Genomic DNA, 15,721 nt, shown 5'->3' with positions numbered 1-15,721 from the left:
ATAATAATTCCGGTGGGGACGCATTGCCGAATGCAATAGAGTTGATGAAGATTTTAGGCACCCAAATAAAAGTTGAGATGCCGGTAGAGGTAGAACAATTAAACTTATTTGATCTAATCGAATAAGTTGTTATTTAAACAACTTAAAATTAAGTTGCTAAACTAATTTTAGAATAAGAACCCGCGACCACAATAAAGTGGTCTTTTTTTTGGAGAAAAAACAAAGAAATTTAAGAGAGTCATGTCATGTTACTAAATATACATTCATCAAAGTAAGTTAATGACATTTATGGTAATAATTAGTTAGAAAGCAATCATCAATCGTCTTTATACCTTTATTTTACCCAAATGAACTTGGGCGAAATAAAATATAATGTTTATATCAGTGACATTAAGATATTTTGCCCAAATAAATTGTGCCTATAAGATGCAATGACCAGTCAGAGAGCTTATATACCGGACACAAATTTCAACTATGCGGTTAATGAAATCCGCAAGAATAAAGGGAAGCAGTTCGATCCGGAGATTGCTGAGGCTTTCTTAAGACTTTTGGAAGTAGAAGGAGAAAATATTTTATCTCATCGATCATCACATCAAGAAAGTTTTGTTCTGGAAAACTCCATGTAAAGCCTTTGAAGAGTATCAACAATAGAAAGAGCCGATCTAATTTCATTAGTTCGGCTTTTCTTGTTTTCATTATATTAAGAAGCCAAAACAGCGAAAGAGTAATATAAGGAGCGTTTGTTCACATTAGTTCACTTTGGAAGAAATATTTCAAAGGAAGTTCCCTGTTCCGGGGTACTGGTCACGTTTATTTTTCCGTTGTGATTTTTGATAATGTTGTAGCTTACCATTAACCCCAATCCTGTACCTTTCTCTTTCGTGGTGTAGAAAGGCTCACCTAATTTCTTGATTTTTTCTGGCGGGATCCCACACCCCTGATCCGTAACACGTATGAGGATACCTTCCTTGTCTTGCTTTATTTGAACGTTAATGACGCCGCCTTCAAACATGGCTTCCATTGCATTTTTGAGAAGATTAATGAACACCTGCTTTAGTTGATTTTCTTCACAATTTATTAGAGGGAGGTCGCTATCATAGTCAATTTTAATTTCGATGTTTTTCATAATCGCTTGTGTGTCAAATAAAGCGACAGTATTTTGCATGATGGTTTCAATGTTATTTTTCTTAAATGTGTTGGTTTGTGGCTTGTGCAACATCAGGAATTCATTAATAATCAGCTCAATCCGCTCTACTTCTTCCAATATAAGCTTAATAAACTCCTTATTTCTATCATCTACTTGTTCATTAAATAACTGCATAAATCCCCGTATTACCGTTAGAGGATTTCGAACCTCATGAGCCACACCTGCTGCCAGGTTTCCAGCGATGGAAAGAGTATCGGCTTTCCGAAAAACCTCTTCCATCTTTTTTCTTTCTGTAATATTCCGGCTTACTCCCAAAGCGGAGGGTTTTCCTTTATATGTAATCGGAATAAAAATCGTCTCCATATCCATGATTTTGTTATCTAATGTCAATGCCTTGTATTCAAAGAGTCCCGAAACCTGTTTTTCTCTTTGTGCCTTTTCTTCAAACATTCTTAAATTATCCCTGTCGTTCTTCTCGATAAAAAGGGAAGTTCTTTTTCCTATGAGTTCTTTGGGTTCATCTGCTCCTAGCATAGAAGCTCCTGCTTTATTGATAAAAGTGAATACCCCGTCAGTGGAGATCGCTACTTTATCTGGGAGATTTGCAATTAACAGACGATACCGTTCTTCACTTTCTTCAAGCTTCTCCTGTGTTTGTTTGAGCTCGTGCATATCTAGGAAAGTAGAAACGACCCCCGTTGGAGGACCATTGGGTGTGCTAAAAAAAGGTTCATAGTTCGCTAAAATCCAACGATGTGAACTTTGATCCAAACCACGCACTCCTGTTACAAAGCTTCGAATCGGTTTCCCTGTACGGAGAGCAACATGAAAGGGGATCTGTTCATCAGGAATCACCGTACCGTCTCTTTCGATAAATTCCCAAGCACATTGTTCTAAATGGGGAGGCTCAAGTTCTTCCCTCTTTACCCCCAATATGTCACAAGCCCCTTCATTAACATGCAAAATAAGACCCTTACTATCTCGCACAATAATTCCGCCCGTAATTGCATTATAAAGACTCTGGTATCGTTGTTCACTTTCTTTTAGTTTTTGTTCCATTGTCTTTCGCATGGTAATATCTCGACAGACGACTTGAACAGCTGGTTTACCATTATAAAATACCGGAGTTGAACTTACTTCGACATCAACAAGTGTGCCGTCAAACCTGATTACTTTTCCGTCAATCAGCCCAACCGGATTGTTCTCTTTGAGAATATATCGAAACCTTTCTCTTGCACGCTGTTCAAACTCCTCGGCTACAATGTCAAACATCGGCTTACCGATGACTTCCTCCTTAGAAAAAGCTCCAAGAAGTTGTACCCCGGCTTGATTTATATACACAATTTTTTCGTCACAGTGAATGATTATCGTTTCTGCGGAAGATTCCACAATCCGTCGATACAGCTCTAGTTCTTCGTACATTTCTTGATTAAAATATTCCATTTTTTCTTCCCCTTTTAGTATCGACTTTCATCCAGTTTCAACGCTGCGTTATTTTCCCGCTTAAGTAAACGGTCTAAATAAATTTGTGTGGTGCGGATATCGCTATGGCCGAGTGTTTGTTGAATGTAGCTGGTATTGGCTCCGGCCCGTAAACATTCTGCTGCAAAATAATGCCGAAAGGTGTGCGGTGTAATCCTGCTGGTGCGATGCTTAAGAAAAGGAAAATCGGTTTGCTCAATGATACGGGTAACGTATTCACTTAAATACTTGTAGTTATATGCCTTCCCTTTATTTGTTGTAAAGATAGGGGTATCATCTTCTGGATTCAATTGTGTAGGTAATCCACGACGAGCACGAAAAGCTTGAATACGTTCAAATACGTTATGAAATAGGATGGCTTCCCGTTCTTTTCTTCCTTTTCCTATAACCCTCACGAAATACTTCCCTATATGAGCATCGTACCTGAGCGAGCCCCAGGTTAGCTTACTTAATTCCTGAATTCTCAAGCCAGTAAGAGCTAATACGGACAGCAAGGCATAATTAATAGGGTGGTCTTTATAAAAATCTAATAACATTTTCACTTCCTCATAAGCCAGTTCCCTCACCGGGCGATCCTCAATCCGCAGCTCCTCACTTAAAAAAGCCGAATGAATCTCTTCTTTTATATAATCGACTGACTTGAGCCAAGTGAAAAATGATTTAAGGACATTAACTTTTCGGTTCCTGGTCGCTGGTGAATATCCTGTCTTGATTATCTCATTTTTCTGTTCCCTCTGTACGGTTTTCAACATAGCCTGGTATTCACGAAGATGTCTTTTTTCAACCAAAGGAAGAATCCGCGTATTTTTGTTCATTGGAAGAAATTCTTCATGCTGGCGCAGAAAGAAGTAGAAGTGCAAGAGGTCGCGGGCATACTCCGCTTTTGTTTGCTTTGTTCTATTTTTTGTTTCATCAGCATGTGTTTTTTGGTTCACATAAAAGTACATTATGTCGCTATCTTGAAAGTGGTCATAAGGATTTACCCGTTTCTGCTCAAAAGCTTCAATCCTTTCCATATAAGCAGGATACAATGAACCATCCACTATTTTCTTTGCAACCTGGCGAATCGCTTTCTCCGCCTCTTTATCATAGGTAGTAATTATTTTATCGGAAGATATAGCTGATAGATCATTCACTGGATAATAACACCTATCTTTCTATTTAACTAGTTAGTAATTGAAAAGATATTTAACTTTATTCTATATCTCTCAATTTATGAAAAACAAGATAGAAAACAAAGATGGCATATTTATATACTAAACAATAAATTATGTTATCAATTATGTAGAGGGTAGGATACTAAGCTGCAAGAAAAACGCGCCCTTTTTCATGTATATAATAAATTATTCGATTCATAATTTTATAACCATAATTATTCATCCTAAATAATTTATTAACTGATTGAGTAATTATAAATATAATGCGGTTGATTTTTTGATAGTTAAGCAAACATCATAATATAATAAATATATAAATAGATGAAATAAATGAGAAGTGATGAATAAAAGTAAATAGTTGTTCTATCAGTTTCTAATTAGCTAGATTGTGAAGGAGGACAAGCAATAGAATGAATCAGATATCTATGGAACATGTGATGTTGATTGGATTTTATAAGAAAGGCATGAGTAAAGCACCTTTCCCTGGCTATGTAGATTCTTTTTTACAACGCATTGTAAACTATGGAACCCCGAACCTCCTAACCGAAAGAGGACATCCCATCCTTGCTCGATATAACGGCTTAAGCCTTGTCATGCTGGACTCAGGATACAGTGAATGGCACGACGCTTCATGCGGGACCGTCCAAACCGTATCCACCGAAGAATACTTTTACATCATGCACATGTACCGCTTCGTTAAAAATGAAAATGCAAAGCTTAATACATATGAGCGACCGATATGCGGGCATTGCAAAAAAGCTTTTGAGAACCCGATGCAATACGGCAAACATATACGACAAAACCCGGATTGTAGGGAACATTACCACAGAAATAGACCGGCTGTTACACCTGCATCTCCAATCTGTGAAATCAAGCAGAAGGCGATGGAGGAATATCAGAGACAGCCGTTCAAGCAGGGCGTTATGAGCTATTAATGAAGGAGGATACGATGGACGCATTTACATATGAAGGAATGGTATTTAAACCATTAAGAAAGTTAGTCGGTAAGGAGTCGGATTTTTCCTCGATATCGAACAGACTGAATAATATCGGATTGACTCCGGCTAATTGGAATTATGAAAGATTTTATCAGATTGCCAAAGCAGCGCAGGCAGATGATTATGATTTGTTTGAGATAAATGGGAAAGTAGTCATTCCATCACTGAATTATTTATTCGAATATAGGTAGTTCTTGATGGAATCGATAACCAAAGCACCGCTATGTATGTCCGTTCCGTTCCCCTTACAAGAGAATGAAGGCTTGCGGTTAGATTTACGGTTTCATAAGCCTTATATTCCAGAACCACTACCTGACGTAAAAGAACTTTGGGAAGAAATACAGCAATTGAATAAAGAATCAGAGAAAGCCACGCAAGATTTATTGCACTCATTACGCCGACTATATCCGGCTACCTAACAATTGGGGGTTTTGTACATGAATGAATATCAAAAAATGTTCCTGGCTCACTTAAATATGATGATTGATTACCATGACCGTCTGGATATATCTCCGAGAGAAAAATTGGAAGGACTCGTTTTTTCCTTCCTCACTGCACTGGATGGCAGCGGAACAGTTGGAGGGGAGATTTACGGTTTCTCCCTGCGCCCCATGAATATTGAAGGAGAACCTATCGACGTTGAGCTTGCAGGTGACTTACATGAACATCTTCGGGATCCGGAAGTTTTAATTCCCTTGCTCTTTAATGAAGAAACGATGAAAAGGGGGAATACCGATGAAAGCGCCGAAGGAATATAAACATCGGCTCTCCACGGAACAGCTTATGGAGTCCTTTGCGGAAGGAAAGTTGGTCGTTGACCTCATTAGGCAATATATTATAGAAGCGTTTGACGAGAGGCCCGTTGTTCAGCACCCTTATTACCAAAAGAAAAAGGAATATTATCTTGAGCAACTGGAAGCGGGGAAGGCGGAATACTTCATTCGGGTATACAAGAAAAGTATCCGTGACCGTAAGGAATGCTATGAAATTAAGTGTCGTTTTAATGGGTTAGGATTTAACATCACGCTAGAGTTTATGGAAAATGAAAAAGTGAGGACAGCATTATATAACGCGACCGCATCCTATAGAAAAGCGTTCTTTGATATGATAAAAGAGCGAAAGAAATCCGCTACAAGTTGAAAATCACCGGGGATCTGCGGTTAACAGATCCCCCATTTATATAGAAACTACTACTAGGAGTAGATAATATGAATTATGAAATTGGACAAATTCTTTATAGCATTGGGAAGCAAAAAGGACTATGGAAGGTCAATGTCACACCCTATTTTTTTAATGGGCTGTTGGAAAAAGACGATGTGAGTTTACAATTCGTGGAGAATATCACCATTCCCTATAAATCCGATTCTAAACGGACACTGGTGAAGAAAAAGAAAACAGATGTTTTCCTTACACCGGAGGAAGCAGAAAAAGAGTGTGAATCTCGAAATGAAGCAATATTCTCTGGCCTTGCTTAGTTGCAAAGCCCGCTAGGATGATTCCGGCGGGTCGTTTTGTTATATGTTACGAATGAAAGTAATGAGGGGTGAATAGCAATGGAGACGATTCTTGAAGAAGTGAAAGAACAATTAAACACAAAAGAAGTCGCACAAATGCTTGGGGTAACGGAGCAAACCATTTATAACTATGTGAAAAGTGGAGAGCTCAAGCCTTTAAATGCAGATTGGGCCATTGATGGCACGTATTATTTCCAAACGGAAGCGGTTGAGAAATTACGGGTTCATTTTGAAAAACCAGGCTTAGATACAAAGGAAGTTGCCGACAGGCTCGGGGTCACAATCAACACAGTCGCTAAATATATCAAGCAAGGGAAATTAAAAGGGATAAAACAAGAATACCGGGGAAAAGAACGCTATTTTATCACCGAAGAAGATTTATCCGCCTTCATGAGTAACCACTTTGTCCAACGTGATACAAGACAAGTGATTTTTATGCCGGATACCAAATATCATTTATATCAATTGTTTATACATCCTGAAACAAAGATAGTGGGTCGCCTGCTTGAAATAGGGAACCGCCAGGAGGGTTGGCTTGTTACGGAAAATGGGGAAAGGATTGCGGTAAATCGATTAAACGAAGCGGGTTTTAAGCCGATGCGTACCATAGATAAAGTGACTCCATCTACCAAAAAGGGGTATGCGGTATTCCAAATTCCAAAACCTCACCATGTTAAAAGCCATTTATATAAAATTTTGGATATGTTGTTTTGGGAAGCTGGTGCACAGAATCTTAAGGTTGCTGAAATCGGAGATAACATCAAGGTTGAGGTTAAACCGATACTCCTTGAAAAAGAAACAGCTGCACGCTATGAGGAGGAGCTAGACCTATTAGCTCGTTATATTGTCGCTGGGAAAGTGGAGAAGCGCCCAGGCGGCATGCTCATTAACAGTAACGTCAAATCGATTCAGGCTTATGTAGATGAAGGGATGAAGAAAGACTTATTAGAAATTGCAGCTAAACAAGAAATCACACTGGAAGAACTGGTTGCGGAGATGTTGAAAGAAGGGCTATCCCGTTATCGCTCTCAATCAGGAAAGGACATTATATAGTGGAAGAAAACGAGAAGCGGATTGGATTAGGGTCCACTCGCATTTATGGTTATATATATAATGAAGAAGGACGTTCTCCGGCCATTCAACTAGAACTAGATACAAAACAACTAGCTTCTTTTTTATTAAGAACCAAAACAGCTCACAAAGTAACGTTCCGCAATCATTTAGATGGTTTGGAGTTAAGTACCCTGCCTGACTCCAACGGACTTATTGATTACTGCGCGGATCAGGACTTCTTAGGAAAACTTCAACCGTTGCTGTTGCTTATGCAGCATGGTGAATTGGAATTAGAGGATGTGATTATCTACTCCTGGGGCGTTCCTAAAGAAACTCTTGAATATGTGGGTGGGGAAACAGGGATGCGTAATTGGATTAATGATATGTTTAATGTTAACCTTTAACCTGGGATGAGGCCGTGGAGCTAAAACATAGTAGAGGAGAAAATAATACACGATGGAAAATATTCAAGATACGTTCCTTAATAATTATCGGAAAGAAAAGAAAGTCGTCACCATCTTTACGGTGAATGGATTTCAAGTGAAAGGTGTAATCAAAGCATTCGATAGGTTTGTGATTGCCATTGATTCGTTTGGCAAACAACAGGTTATTTATAAGCATGCAGTATCCACGATTGTCGAGGGAACGGATACATCTAAAGGTAAAGCAACAGCAAAAGTATAATAAACGAAGAAACAATGGAGGAAAAATTTGTTTGAATAGCAAAAAACATTTTGACCGACTAACCAATCCTAGTGATTACGTAAAAGAAAGCTGTGAAACTTGTAAATTTAACTTTGGTGACATTTGTGCAGCCCATGATAGTTTATATGGATATGGTAGTGAAATAACCGATTACACCGCTGTTTGTGATGAATGGGATATTTCCTTAGAAGCCTTTTCAGAAGAACGGGATCGATATTATGAAACGGGTATCCCCAAAAAACCCAAACGTATTTGAGTAGTCCCAAAACTACAGCAAACGATAACAGAGGTTATGTAAAAATAAAATATTAAGGGGTGGATATTACGTGGAAACTTCAATTAATGGCACAAAAACAATTTCTGAAATAGAAAAAGAACTTTATCAGTTTTTTTCTGAGGACAATAGAGGTATCCAAATGACGTATCAAATTATAGGTGAACCTGATTCTTCACGGGCAGTTTTTTATCATAATGAGATAATAGGTGAATATTCTATTGAACTATTTTCAAAGCATAACAAACTCCCGTATGACGACTATAGACATAGCGAATTGAGCTCTTTAATTAGTCATATTCACCAGCGGCACCCAAACTTATTGTACATTTACGATTCTTGCTTTGTAGGTGGAAATACGGAAGAGTAAAACTAAATGTAATCAAGTTGTCGATGTAATAATTCGTGGAATATGTAAGGAGGTAATAGATGGGCGCAGCTTAATACCAGCTGAGCCTTTTTTGATGCTGAAATAAAAGGAATTTGTGGCATGTGGGGAACAGAATCCATCTGCGGCTAATAGATGCTAATGGATACTAATGCTGCGGCTATTAGCGTCTGCTATTGCGGCTAATAAAGGAATCCAGAAAAAATTAACCCTTACGCTTTTTTGCGACCGACTTTTTCCCCTTTTATACTAAAGGTAAGAACGTAGAGAGGGGAAATGGAATGAAGCCAGCATTTAAAGTTACAATCAATAAAGGAGTAATTACTGAGAGGCATTTGCGGGCTGCCGATGTGGAGGATGCCCTGCATACCGCGTCAATGCGTTTTGATGGTGTCCCTGTAAAAGCGCAACCGGCCGACATTTCAGACGGGAACATGAAAGTCGCTGATATGGAACATGATAAAATTTACCGCCTGATTGCACCCTCGGACTGGACAAATGATGTATTAGATTTTCAACGTAAAGGAAGTTATATTAACGTTTCTATTATCGGTGGCGACTTCGAAAGACCGGTTAGGTTTTGGTTCGATAGAAGCGCAGTTCTCTTACTGGAAGGTTCGCAAGAGTACATAGAAAAAGAAGAAAACTGGACATTAGATGATTTAATGGTCATCGCTTATGACGTGTACCATGAGGCGGCTATTTACAAAGAATTGCCTCCGCAATTTACTGGAAAAGTAGGCGAAAGTCATATCTAAATTAAACGAGCTGTATTCTTTTAGAATGCAGCTTTTTATTTTGATGTAACTTGCTTATCTCTACCATACATTTTTAACACATTTTATTCAACTGGTTTTTTGTTAGTTAAAAGTATATTGTTTTTACTCTAATATACTCAGCATTTAAAGCAGGAAAAGTTACTATCATGTTTTTTTGTCTAAAAAGCCAGTATTCTTAAGGACTTTACCTCATAAAAAATGGGATAGTAAAGTTTACAGTACACAATGATAGTACAATCATCGTCTACTGCAAAGCCTACTGTCACGCTTTACCGCAAAGCGCACTATCATGGTCTGCTATCATTTACTACTGCAAATCGTACTATCATATTTATTGCTTGCTTTTTTGCCTGATTACGATGATTCCCTTACCATAAAAGTAACGTAATCGTTCCCTTAAAGGAGGCTCATTGAATGAGAAATAACAGGTATTATATCGGCGTAAAGAAGGATAGTTCCGTCACTGAATATGGGTGGATTTATGTTCGTTCGGCAAAGGGATTATTGGATTTGAAGGATGGGGAAATCCCGCTATATGATGGTCTATCAAATAGCATGACGGAAGCTCATAAACGTTCAGACGTTGCAAAAATTACCGAGGGTGAATACAATGCCATTTTCAGTAAAAATGTAGATGGGGAAGATTATAGTGACTTGCTTAAGCAAACCATAACGGTAGCATTGGAAAGGAAAGAGAGGGTAACTAACCAGTAGTTTCCTTATCGACGGGCTATTGGTTCGGCATTAATACGAAGCACGCTAAATATACCTGACGGGATACTTGCGTGCTTCTTTGTTTTTGAAAGGAATGGTCAGTAGGTATAAAAGAGTCCAGGTAATCTAGTTCTTTAATTGATTAAAGTAACCATCCATTACTCTTCGAAAAGCATTATCGCCGGTCAATTCAGTAATGGTTTGTGCGGCTTCTTGCATCTCCGGATTTTCTTGTATACCCAATTCTTTTAAGCACGCTTGAAGCAGAGTTGTAATTTCCTCTTTTGAGGCATTGTTTCCAACTGCTTTAATAATGGCTACTCTTGTGTGTTGTGTATGATTGATTGCATTTGATTTATTCATGATTTGTTCCCTCTTTTCTTTTCTATTTTAACAAAGACGCTTGCCCGTTGGTTAGGCAAACCCTTCCAAAATGATAAAAGAATAATCAAACAAACCTGTAGATAGTTCGGATATGGGCTTGTGGAGCTATTTCCATCTGAAAGGATTGTTTTGGAAGGAGATTTCCTTGTTATCTTAGAATGTTACAGTAACAAAAATGAATAGGGGCTGATGATATGAGTATATCTTTACTAGAGCTGCCTAAAATCAATGGATGGTCGGAACTTCCTGAAAACCTTAAAACAAAAACCATGCTATCGAAAATGGGATTAAAGCCTGGTGGGGAGCCCAAAGCGCGTATCTTTCTCTACGTTAACAGCATTTGGACACCTTTGTACCATCTGAATGAAGCGGTGCCCAAGCGAAAATCTTCTCCTGAGCAATTAGAAGCACTCGCTAAAGGGCGGGAAAAGCAGCGTTTAAAACGGACATGCTCGGAGTGCGGTGAGGAGTATAAAGAAAAGGAACTCGTTGAGCAAACATGTGCCTTCTGCCGGGAACGAAGATACCGTGACATAATGATAGAAAAAGGAAGGTCTATTTTTCAAGAGTGGGACCGAATAAATGACTGGTTGATTTTAGATGTGGAAACAACCGGTTTAGATGAAGAAGCAGAAATAATAGAAATTGGTGTGATAGATAGCCAGGAGAATATTCTTTTTGAATCACTCATAAAGCCTACCATTCCTATTCCAGAAGAAGCCACATATATTCATGGGATTACGAACGAAGCGGTAGCAGAAGCTCCTAACTGGTCCGAGGTATGGCCGAAACTTCAATCCGTTCTGGCAGGGCGGTTAATCCTCATTTCTAACGAGGAGTTTGATAAGAGGATGGTTATGCAAACATGTGGGAAGTGGGGAATTCAAGAACCTGCTTTGCAAACGGCGTGTGTAATGGAAACGTACCGCTTATATGAAGGAGTAGATCGCTGGACTTCCTTAGATGATATCCGTTTTTATGAGAGGCTTGAGAAGAGTCAGGGGCGCTCACGTCGCTCGATTGGAGACTGCCTTACTGTATTAGAGCTGATACGAAAAATCGGAAATGATGTTTGAGTGCCGCTTATGTGGCACTTTTTTTAATAATTTCTACTAAACTGTTGGATCTTCGTTTAAATAGGTTTTTAAATATCCATAATGTAATATAAGAGAACTTTTTAGGCATCGTGGCAGCCGAACAGTCATCATTACAATACACCAAGAAAACCATGTGATAGGTTTTACTATGTGTTTTTTTATTCTGATTGGATAATCATTCTTTCCAAGTATAAAAAAGGAGTGAGTTTCATGGCAAAGGTTACACGGGAATTAAATTATCGTGGAAATTCAAAGTTAAAAACACTCCATCTTTTGATTCAGGAATTCAGCGAAGAGGAACTAAAAGAAATTTTTACTGAAAGGGAGTACATAATCCTCCATTTATATTATCCCAAGACATATAAATTACCGAATAAATTTTATGAAAAAGCCTATATATCAAGGTTTCTAAAAGATAAAGGATATATTTATTCTTTAGTACATATTTAAAGTTCGGTAATCCATCCAATCTCCACTAATATTTTTCGGAAATCTATCCAATATTTAAAAATGGAAAAACACGATATTCCACCTCGATTTTTGATTGTAAGGGAAAAGAAATGTTCACTTTGTTAATGAATGCAAGACAAAGCGTGCGCATTTCGGTTGGATTTAAAAAATCGGGTTGAACATACCTAAAATGAGATATAGTCTGTAAGATAGAATCTCCTCTGAGTAAAAAGTCAACTTCTTCTAAAGCAGAATTGACTTCAACAGACTTTTTTTCAATCTCTTTTTTCGCGTAGAATAATACTTGCTTCCACACCTCTGAATTAGATTGGGAAACTGACGTTCATTATACAAATTACGTTCTTGCTTTTGCCTAATTTCCTCCTGTTCTATTCTTAGTGAATTACGGTATTTTTTAAGACGCTTTTGTGTAAGTGATTCTGCCTTTATTAGTAGCGGACTCAAGTTTTCTTTAAGATTATAGATTACATCTTCGTGTAGTTCGTATGCATCTATTCGTCCTTTACAAATTGAACAAGAATAATTAAGGTATCTACCTTTATAGCCAGAAGGACTGGTATCCTTTGGCTTTAATTCTACAAGGCAAGTTTTACAATGTACAATGTTGCGCAGAAGAAATGGAGTGTCCATTTTTCCAATACGCTTTTTATTTTCTCGTATTTTATCTTTAAGCATCCACAAATGACTAGGAACTAGAGGTGGATAATAGCCTTCCATAATGGTGAAACTACCCAATGGCTTTGGTTTGCTATTATGTATATCGTTTCGTACATTCCAGGTTAAATCACCAATATACGCTCGATTATGTAAGATGTGGTCTATTGTACTTGTTCCCTATGCATTTTTTTCAGGAGATAAAATTCCTGCTTGGTTTAAGACATCTGCAATCTTTTGGTTACTATATCCCCACGATGCTAAAAAGAAAATAAATAATACAACATTACTGTTTTCATTTTGAATAATCCCATCGTTATTTTGACTATATCCAAAAGGAAGCCTAGCCCCAGGTCGAACCGGGTTATTACCATTAGAGATGGATAATAGCTTAGCTTGTGCGTCTTTTGCTCGAGAAGATTTGATTTCAGATTCCTGACGCGAAAAGATTAGTCGAAGTTGTGTCATCGGGTCACCAAAATCGAGCTTATTTCCTGATGAAGCATCAAATACTACACAAGTAGGGTGGACTTCGATAATTTGATCATATATAACAAGCTGAAAATCAGAAATTTGCCGAGTAAGCCGAGAAGGATCATAAACAAAGATAGCATCTATACGTTGGTCAATTACAAAATCCCGCAATTGAATTAAACCCGGACGTTTCCCTGCCTCTTGATTAAATCCACTTACTGCCTCATCGACAAAAAAGTTTTGGATGTAATAACCATGTTTTTCTGCACATTGTAAAATATGAGTTTTTTGCATCTCAACAGAATGATTGTCTATTTGTTTATGGCTAGAAAATCTGATGTACCCAACTCCCAGGTTAATTTCCACAGTATTCAACTCCATTTTCAATAAACTCTGCAAAATAGGCTTCGAATATAACTGATTCATCTGAAACAAATGTATTTTTGAATAATAATTTGTATAGTTGTTTTACCTGGTAATCTGCTAGTCGACTTCCGTAAATTGATTCCTTGATTGTACTGATGAGACATTGTATATCCTGTTTCAACAAGGTAAGGCTTTCTTTATTGTGCTTTATTTTTTCATATTCTTCATTTAGAGAACTGATTTCCTTTAGATGATTATTTAAAGATGAAGAGTCTTCCGTACATGTGTAATTTAGAATAATGTATATTTATCTTCAAAAAAGATAAAAAGGTTCTTACTTCTCCCAAGCAGACAACAAATAAAATAATCATTAAAAATCAAGTCGTAATTTAAATTTCTTGCTATATAAATTGATTTTGAGAATTCAACTTCCGTGTATAAAAGGAATTTTTGTTCATATTGCGCCTAAGAATCTTTCGGGAAAGGGAGCATAGAAAGAGAGTTACAAAAAGGTGTAAACAGTTTGACACTTACTTTGTTGAAGTGATAACTATTTTTAAGGAATGGATATAACAATATTTGAAATGTAGCTAATTGTACTATGGAAAATAACGATTATCTTGAGTAAAAATCGGAGAATTACATATGAATAATCTGAGATATGGATTTATTCAAACACTCGGAGTCATTTCAGAAAATGTCAAAGGGTGAAAAAGGAACTAAACGTTGTGAGTCCAAATGGTAATTATCCCAAATTTTATCTCCGCGATTGGTCCCCAATCATGATAAAATGAGGGTGGAATAAGACTTATCCATATAGATTTAACGGCCTTAAAACAAATGCTGCAAGAAACGAATTTTCGAATTTACAGTGTAATTCATTAATATTTTAAACATTACTATTCTTAGTTAATAGATTTATATACTGTTATGTACTGGAATTTATTTGAAGGTTTATATAATAGTAAAAAATTTAGAATTATATAGCTTACTTTAGTCAATCTGTGGTGAACCTAGAGGTGGGATGGGCTTCAGGTCAATACAAGGATTACGTATTGGTAATGCTTTTTGCTAAATATATAGCGATAAATATGCAGACATGCCTTTTGCCCCTATTACGGTACTAAAGGGGGTAAATTTTAATGATATGGTTGCCAAATATTAGTTATGATATTAATAAAAAATTTATCGGGCCAATAGCGAAAGCTAATAATCTATCTGACATACCTGGCTTTAATGATGTAAACAAACTTGGCAGCGGTAAGAAAATAGTTGACCGCCTGACGAACCTTATTGCCATTTTTGAGCGTAAAAGAACTTGACTTTAGTAAACATCATACTGACGGTGATAATCTTCTTGGAGATGTCTATGAGTATCTAATGCGTCATTTTGCAGCTAAAAGTGGAAAGAGCAAAGGCCAATTTTACACGCCTGCAGAAGTTAGCCGGGTCATGGCTGAGATTATTGGAGCAAATCGTTCTAATATAAATGCATGGACGACTGTCTACGATCAAAACTGGGTTCAGGATTTTTGCTTTTAAAAATGGCGGATGAACCAGAAAAAAGAACCTCGTTATATGAACAAGAGAAAGATGCAGCTACTACAGGATTGGCACGTATGAACATGATTTTACATAACATCCCTTTGGAAGAAATCGAGAAAGGAAATATTCTTACTAATCCGCTCTTTTTCAATATGATTAGGTTAATTTACATCTAGACCCATGAAAATGATTCCTTATATTTTAAAAGGGCATAAATCGAGTGAAGTAGTTTATTGGCACAAGCAATAATTGTAACTCTAAACGGTTTTCCTTCTTCTCGTTTGCTTTAGTAGAATTTTTTTGATTTTTCATTATGTGGGTCTTTAATTCCACACAGAACCGCCATATACAAAGTGAAAGGCGATCAAAGAACGCATAGCGATGAAGCAGAGAAGGGAGTCGCTATTGAGCGGTTGCGAGAAAAAATTCAGCAAATACAAGAGCGACGCTATGCAATGCCACGCTAAAGCGATAAAAAATATAGATAAAAAAGTGGAAGATATTATAATCCACTAAATA

At 37.3% G+C, this 15,721-nt stretch carries 23 protein-coding genes and 1 pseudogene; 18 read left to right on the top strand and 6 right to left on the bottom strand.

Annotation, left to right across the window (positions count from 1 at the left end; all coding sequences use genetic code 11):
• Positions 1 to 754: 754 nt before the first annotated feature.
• Both MBEAL2_RS29625 and MBEAL2_RS22560 read right to left on the bottom strand, forming a co-directional pair.
• Positions 755 to 2,590 (bottom strand): PAS domain S-box protein, encoded by a 1,836-nt coding sequence (locus tag MBEAL2_RS29625; RefSeq protein ID WP_052947927.1) that lies wholly within the window; start codon positions 2,588 to 2,590, stop codon positions 755 to 757.
• Positions 2,591 to 2,604: 14 nt separating this feature from the next.
• Positions 2,605 to 3,765, bottom strand: a complete 1,161-nt coding sequence (locus MBEAL2_RS22560; RefSeq protein WP_052947926.1) for a tyrosine-type recombinase/integrase — start codon at positions 3,763 to 3,765, stop codon at positions 2,605 to 2,607.
• 431 nt (positions 3,766 to 4,196) lie between these two features.
• Between MBEAL2_RS22560 and MBEAL2_RS22555 the strand changes: the two genes are divergently transcribed.
• The 13 genes from MBEAL2_RS22555 (at position 4,197) to MBEAL2_RS22495 (ending at position 10,211) form a co-directional block, all read left to right on the top strand.
• Positions 4,197 to 4,721, top strand: coding sequence for a hypothetical protein (locus tag MBEAL2_RS22555; protein ID WP_047154494.1), 525 nt, complete (start codon positions 4,197 to 4,199; stop codon positions 4,719 to 4,721).
• Positions 4,722 to 4,735: 14 nt separating this feature from the next.
• Positions 4,736 to 4,975, top strand: a complete 240-nt coding sequence (locus MBEAL2_RS22550; protein ID WP_047154493.1) for a hypothetical protein — start codon at positions 4,736 to 4,738, stop codon at positions 4,973 to 4,975.
• 6 nt (positions 4,976 to 4,981) lie between these two features.
• Positions 4,982 to 5,203, top strand: coding sequence for a hypothetical protein (locus MBEAL2_RS22545; protein WP_047154492.1), 222 nt, complete (start codon positions 4,982 to 4,984; stop codon positions 5,201 to 5,203).
• An 18-nt stretch (positions 5,204 to 5,221) separates the two neighbouring features.
• Positions 5,222 to 5,542, top strand: a complete 321-nt coding sequence (locus tag MBEAL2_RS22540; RefSeq protein WP_047154491.1) for a hypothetical protein — start codon at positions 5,222 to 5,224, stop codon at positions 5,540 to 5,542.
• Positions 5,520 to 5,924 (top strand): hypothetical protein, encoded by a 405-nt coding sequence (locus MBEAL2_RS22535; protein ID WP_047154490.1) that lies wholly within the window; start codon positions 5,520 to 5,522, stop codon positions 5,922 to 5,924. The genes MBEAL2_RS22540 and MBEAL2_RS22535 overlap by 23 nt, the downstream gene beginning before the upstream one ends.
• Before the next feature lie 68 nt (positions 5,925 to 5,992).
• The gene (locus tag MBEAL2_RS22530; protein ID WP_047154489.1) at positions 5,993 to 6,259 is read left to right on the top strand and encodes a hypothetical protein; all 267 of its coding nucleotides are present in this window, start codon (positions 5,993 to 5,995) and stop codon (positions 6,257 to 6,259) included.
• A gap of 78 nt (positions 6,260 to 6,337) precedes the next feature.
• Positions 6,338 to 7,351: a helix-turn-helix domain-containing protein gene (locus MBEAL2_RS29620; RefSeq protein ID WP_052947925.1), complete on the top strand. Its 1,014-nt coding sequence runs from the start codon at positions 6,338 to 6,340 to the stop codon at positions 7,349 to 7,351.
• The gene (locus MBEAL2_RS22520) at positions 7,351 to 7,755 is read left to right on the top strand and encodes a hypothetical protein (RefSeq protein WP_047154488.1); all 405 of its coding nucleotides are present in this window, start codon (positions 7,351 to 7,353) and stop codon (positions 7,753 to 7,755) included. The genes MBEAL2_RS29620 and MBEAL2_RS22520 overlap by 1 nt, the downstream gene beginning before the upstream one ends.
• 52 nt (positions 7,756 to 7,807) lie before the next feature.
• A complete protein-coding gene (gene hfq / locus MBEAL2_RS22515) occupies positions 7,808 to 8,035 on the top strand; it encodes an RNA chaperone Hfq (protein ID WP_047154487.1) in 228 nt (75 codons plus the stop codon).
• A 31-nt stretch (positions 8,036 to 8,066) separates the two neighbouring features.
• Positions 8,067 to 8,312, top strand: coding sequence for a hypothetical protein (locus tag MBEAL2_RS22510; protein ID WP_047154486.1), 246 nt, complete (start codon positions 8,067 to 8,069; stop codon positions 8,310 to 8,312).
• A 70-nt stretch (positions 8,313 to 8,382) separates the two neighbouring features.
• Positions 8,383 to 8,700 carry a hypothetical protein gene (locus MBEAL2_RS22505; protein WP_047154485.1) on the top strand — a complete coding sequence of 106 codons (318 nt, stop codon included), beginning with the start codon at positions 8,383 to 8,385 and terminating at the stop codon, positions 8,698 to 8,700.
• Positions 8,701 to 8,999: 299 nt separating this feature from the next.
• Positions 9,000 to 9,476, top strand: coding sequence for a hypothetical protein (locus MBEAL2_RS22500; protein WP_047154484.1), 477 nt, complete (start codon positions 9,000 to 9,002; stop codon positions 9,474 to 9,476).
• 435 nt (positions 9,477 to 9,911) lie between these two features.
• Positions 9,912 to 10,211, top strand: coding sequence for a hypothetical protein (locus MBEAL2_RS22495; RefSeq protein ID WP_047154483.1), 300 nt, complete (start codon positions 9,912 to 9,914; stop codon positions 10,209 to 10,211).
• A gap of 126 nt (positions 10,212 to 10,337) precedes the next feature.
• Here the strand turns inward: MBEAL2_RS22495 and MBEAL2_RS22490 are convergent, their stop codons facing one another.
• Positions 10,338 to 10,574, bottom strand: a complete 237-nt coding sequence (locus MBEAL2_RS22490) for a hypothetical protein (RefSeq protein WP_047154482.1) — start codon at positions 10,572 to 10,574, stop codon at positions 10,338 to 10,340.
• A gap of 215 nt (positions 10,575 to 10,789) precedes the next feature.
• Here MBEAL2_RS22490 and MBEAL2_RS29615 point away from each other — a divergent pair, with 215 nt between their 5' ends.
• Positions 10,790 to 11,671 carry a 3'-5' exonuclease gene (locus tag MBEAL2_RS29615; RefSeq protein WP_052947924.1) on the top strand — a complete coding sequence of 294 codons (882 nt, stop codon included), beginning with the start codon at positions 10,790 to 10,792 and terminating at the stop codon, positions 11,669 to 11,671.
• Positions 11,672 to 11,902: 231 nt separating this feature from the next.
• Positions 11,903 to 12,142, top strand: coding sequence for a hypothetical protein (locus tag MBEAL2_RS22480; RefSeq protein ID WP_047154481.1), 240 nt, complete (start codon positions 11,903 to 11,905; stop codon positions 12,140 to 12,142).
• A gap of 243 nt (positions 12,143 to 12,385) precedes the next feature.
• On the opposite strand, the gene MBEAL2_RS34095 is transcribed toward MBEAL2_RS22480, so the two are convergent.
• Both MBEAL2_RS34095 and MBEAL2_RS22470 read right to left on the bottom strand, forming a co-directional pair.
• Positions 12,386 to 12,985 carry a recombinase family protein gene (locus MBEAL2_RS34095; RefSeq protein ID WP_082130102.1) on the bottom strand — a complete coding sequence of 200 codons (600 nt, stop codon included), beginning with the start codon at positions 12,983 to 12,985 and terminating at the stop codon, positions 12,386 to 12,388.
• 12 nt (positions 12,986 to 12,997) lie between these two features.
• Positions 12,998 to 13,657: a recombinase family protein gene (locus MBEAL2_RS22470; protein ID WP_047154479.1), complete on the bottom strand. Its 660-nt coding sequence runs from the start codon at positions 13,655 to 13,657 to the stop codon at positions 12,998 to 13,000.
• Positions 13,658 to 14,799: 1,142 nt separating this feature from the next.
• Here MBEAL2_RS22470 and MBEAL2_RS32485 point away from each other — a divergent pair.
• The 3 genes from MBEAL2_RS32485 to MBEAL2_RS33150 are packed head-to-tail and all read left to right on the top strand — an operon-like array spanning position 14,800 to position 15,378.
• Positions 14,800 to 14,979 carry a hypothetical protein gene (locus MBEAL2_RS32485; RefSeq protein ID WP_047154477.1) on the top strand — a complete coding sequence of 60 codons (180 nt, stop codon included), beginning with the start codon at positions 14,800 to 14,802 and terminating at the stop codon, positions 14,977 to 14,979.
• Positions 14,951 to 15,199, top strand: a complete 249-nt coding sequence (locus MBEAL2_RS34090; protein WP_369405522.1) for an N-6 DNA methylase — start codon at positions 14,951 to 14,953, stop codon at positions 15,197 to 15,199. Before MBEAL2_RS32485 ends, MBEAL2_RS34090 begins: the two co-directional genes overlap by 29 nt.
• Positions 15,151 to 15,378: an N-6 DNA methylase gene (locus MBEAL2_RS33150; RefSeq protein ID WP_269082507.1), complete on the top strand. Its 228-nt coding sequence runs from the start codon at positions 15,151 to 15,153 to the stop codon at positions 15,376 to 15,378. The genes MBEAL2_RS34090 and MBEAL2_RS33150 overlap by 49 nt, the downstream gene beginning before the upstream one ends.
• Here MBEAL2_RS33150 and MBEAL2_RS33145 read toward each other — a convergent pair.
• Positions 15,375 to 15,554: pseudogene (locus MBEAL2_RS33145) on the bottom strand (IS110 family transposase); the annotation flags it as partial. The gene MBEAL2_RS33150 and the pseudogene MBEAL2_RS33145 sit on opposite strands and share 4 nt — an antisense overlap.
• Between the last annotated feature and the right edge of the window lie 167 nt (positions 15,555 to 15,721).

The sequence above is a fragment of the Aneurinibacillus tyrosinisolvens genome, from assembly GCF_001015055.1.
GTDB classification, from domain to species: domain Bacteria; phylum Bacillota; class Bacilli; order Aneurinibacillales; family Aneurinibacillaceae; genus Aneurinibacillus_A; species Aneurinibacillus_A tyrosinisolvens.
The sequence above is the reverse complement of the archived record's forward strand: the minus strand, read 5'-3'. Positions and strand labels throughout refer to the sequence as shown.

Coding starts and splice junctions, on each gene's coding strand:
- MBEAL2_RS32485 (WP_047154477.1), top strand. CDS start 14,800: ATGATATGGTTGCCAAATATTAGTTATGATATTAATAAAAAATTTATC.
- MBEAL2_RS22480 (WP_047154481.1), top strand. CDS start 11,903: ATGGCAAAGGTTACACGGGAATTAAATTATCGTGGAAATTCAAAGTTA.
- MBEAL2_RS22490 (WP_047154482.1), bottom strand. CDS start 10,574: ATGAATAAATCAAATGCAATCAATCATACACAACACACAAGAGTAGCC.
- MBEAL2_RS22495 (WP_047154483.1), top strand. CDS start 9,912: ATGAGAAATAACAGGTATTATATCGGCGTAAAGAAGGATAGTTCCGTC.
- MBEAL2_RS22535 (WP_047154490.1), top strand. CDS start 5,520: ATGAAAGCGCCGAAGGAATATAAACATCGGCTCTCCACGGAACAGCTT.
- MBEAL2_RS29620 (WP_052947925.1), top strand. CDS start 6,338: ATGGAGACGATTCTTGAAGAAGTGAAAGAACAATTAAACACAAAAGAA.
- MBEAL2_RS22530 (WP_047154489.1), top strand. CDS start 5,993: ATGAATTATGAAATTGGACAAATTCTTTATAGCATTGGGAAGCAAAAA.
- MBEAL2_RS22540 (WP_047154491.1), top strand. CDS start 5,222: ATGAATGAATATCAAAAAATGTTCCTGGCTCACTTAAATATGATGATT.
- MBEAL2_RS22500 (WP_047154484.1), top strand. CDS start 9,000: ATGAAGCCAGCATTTAAAGTTACAATCAATAAAGGAGTAATTACTGAG.
- MBEAL2_RS22550 (WP_047154493.1), top strand. CDS start 4,736: ATGGACGCATTTACATATGAAGGAATGGTATTTAAACCATTAAGAAAG.
- MBEAL2_RS22545 (WP_047154492.1), top strand. CDS start 4,982: ATGGAATCGATAACCAAAGCACCGCTATGTATGTCCGTTCCGTTCCCC.
- MBEAL2_RS33150 (WP_269082507.1), top strand. CDS start 15,151: ATGGACGACTGTCTACGATCAAAACTGGGTTCAGGATTTTTGCTTTTA.
- hfq (WP_047154487.1), top strand. CDS start 7,808: ATGGAAAATATTCAAGATACGTTCCTTAATAATTATCGGAAAGAAAAG.
- MBEAL2_RS29625 (WP_052947927.1), bottom strand. CDS start 2,590: ATGGAATATTTTAATCAAGAAATGTACGAAGAACTAGAGCTGTATCGA.
- MBEAL2_RS22555 (WP_047154494.1), top strand. CDS start 4,197: ATGAATCAGATATCTATGGAACATGTGATGTTGATTGGATTTTATAAG.
- MBEAL2_RS29615 (WP_052947924.1), top strand. CDS start 10,790: ATGAGTATATCTTTACTAGAGCTGCCTAAAATCAATGGATGGTCGGAA.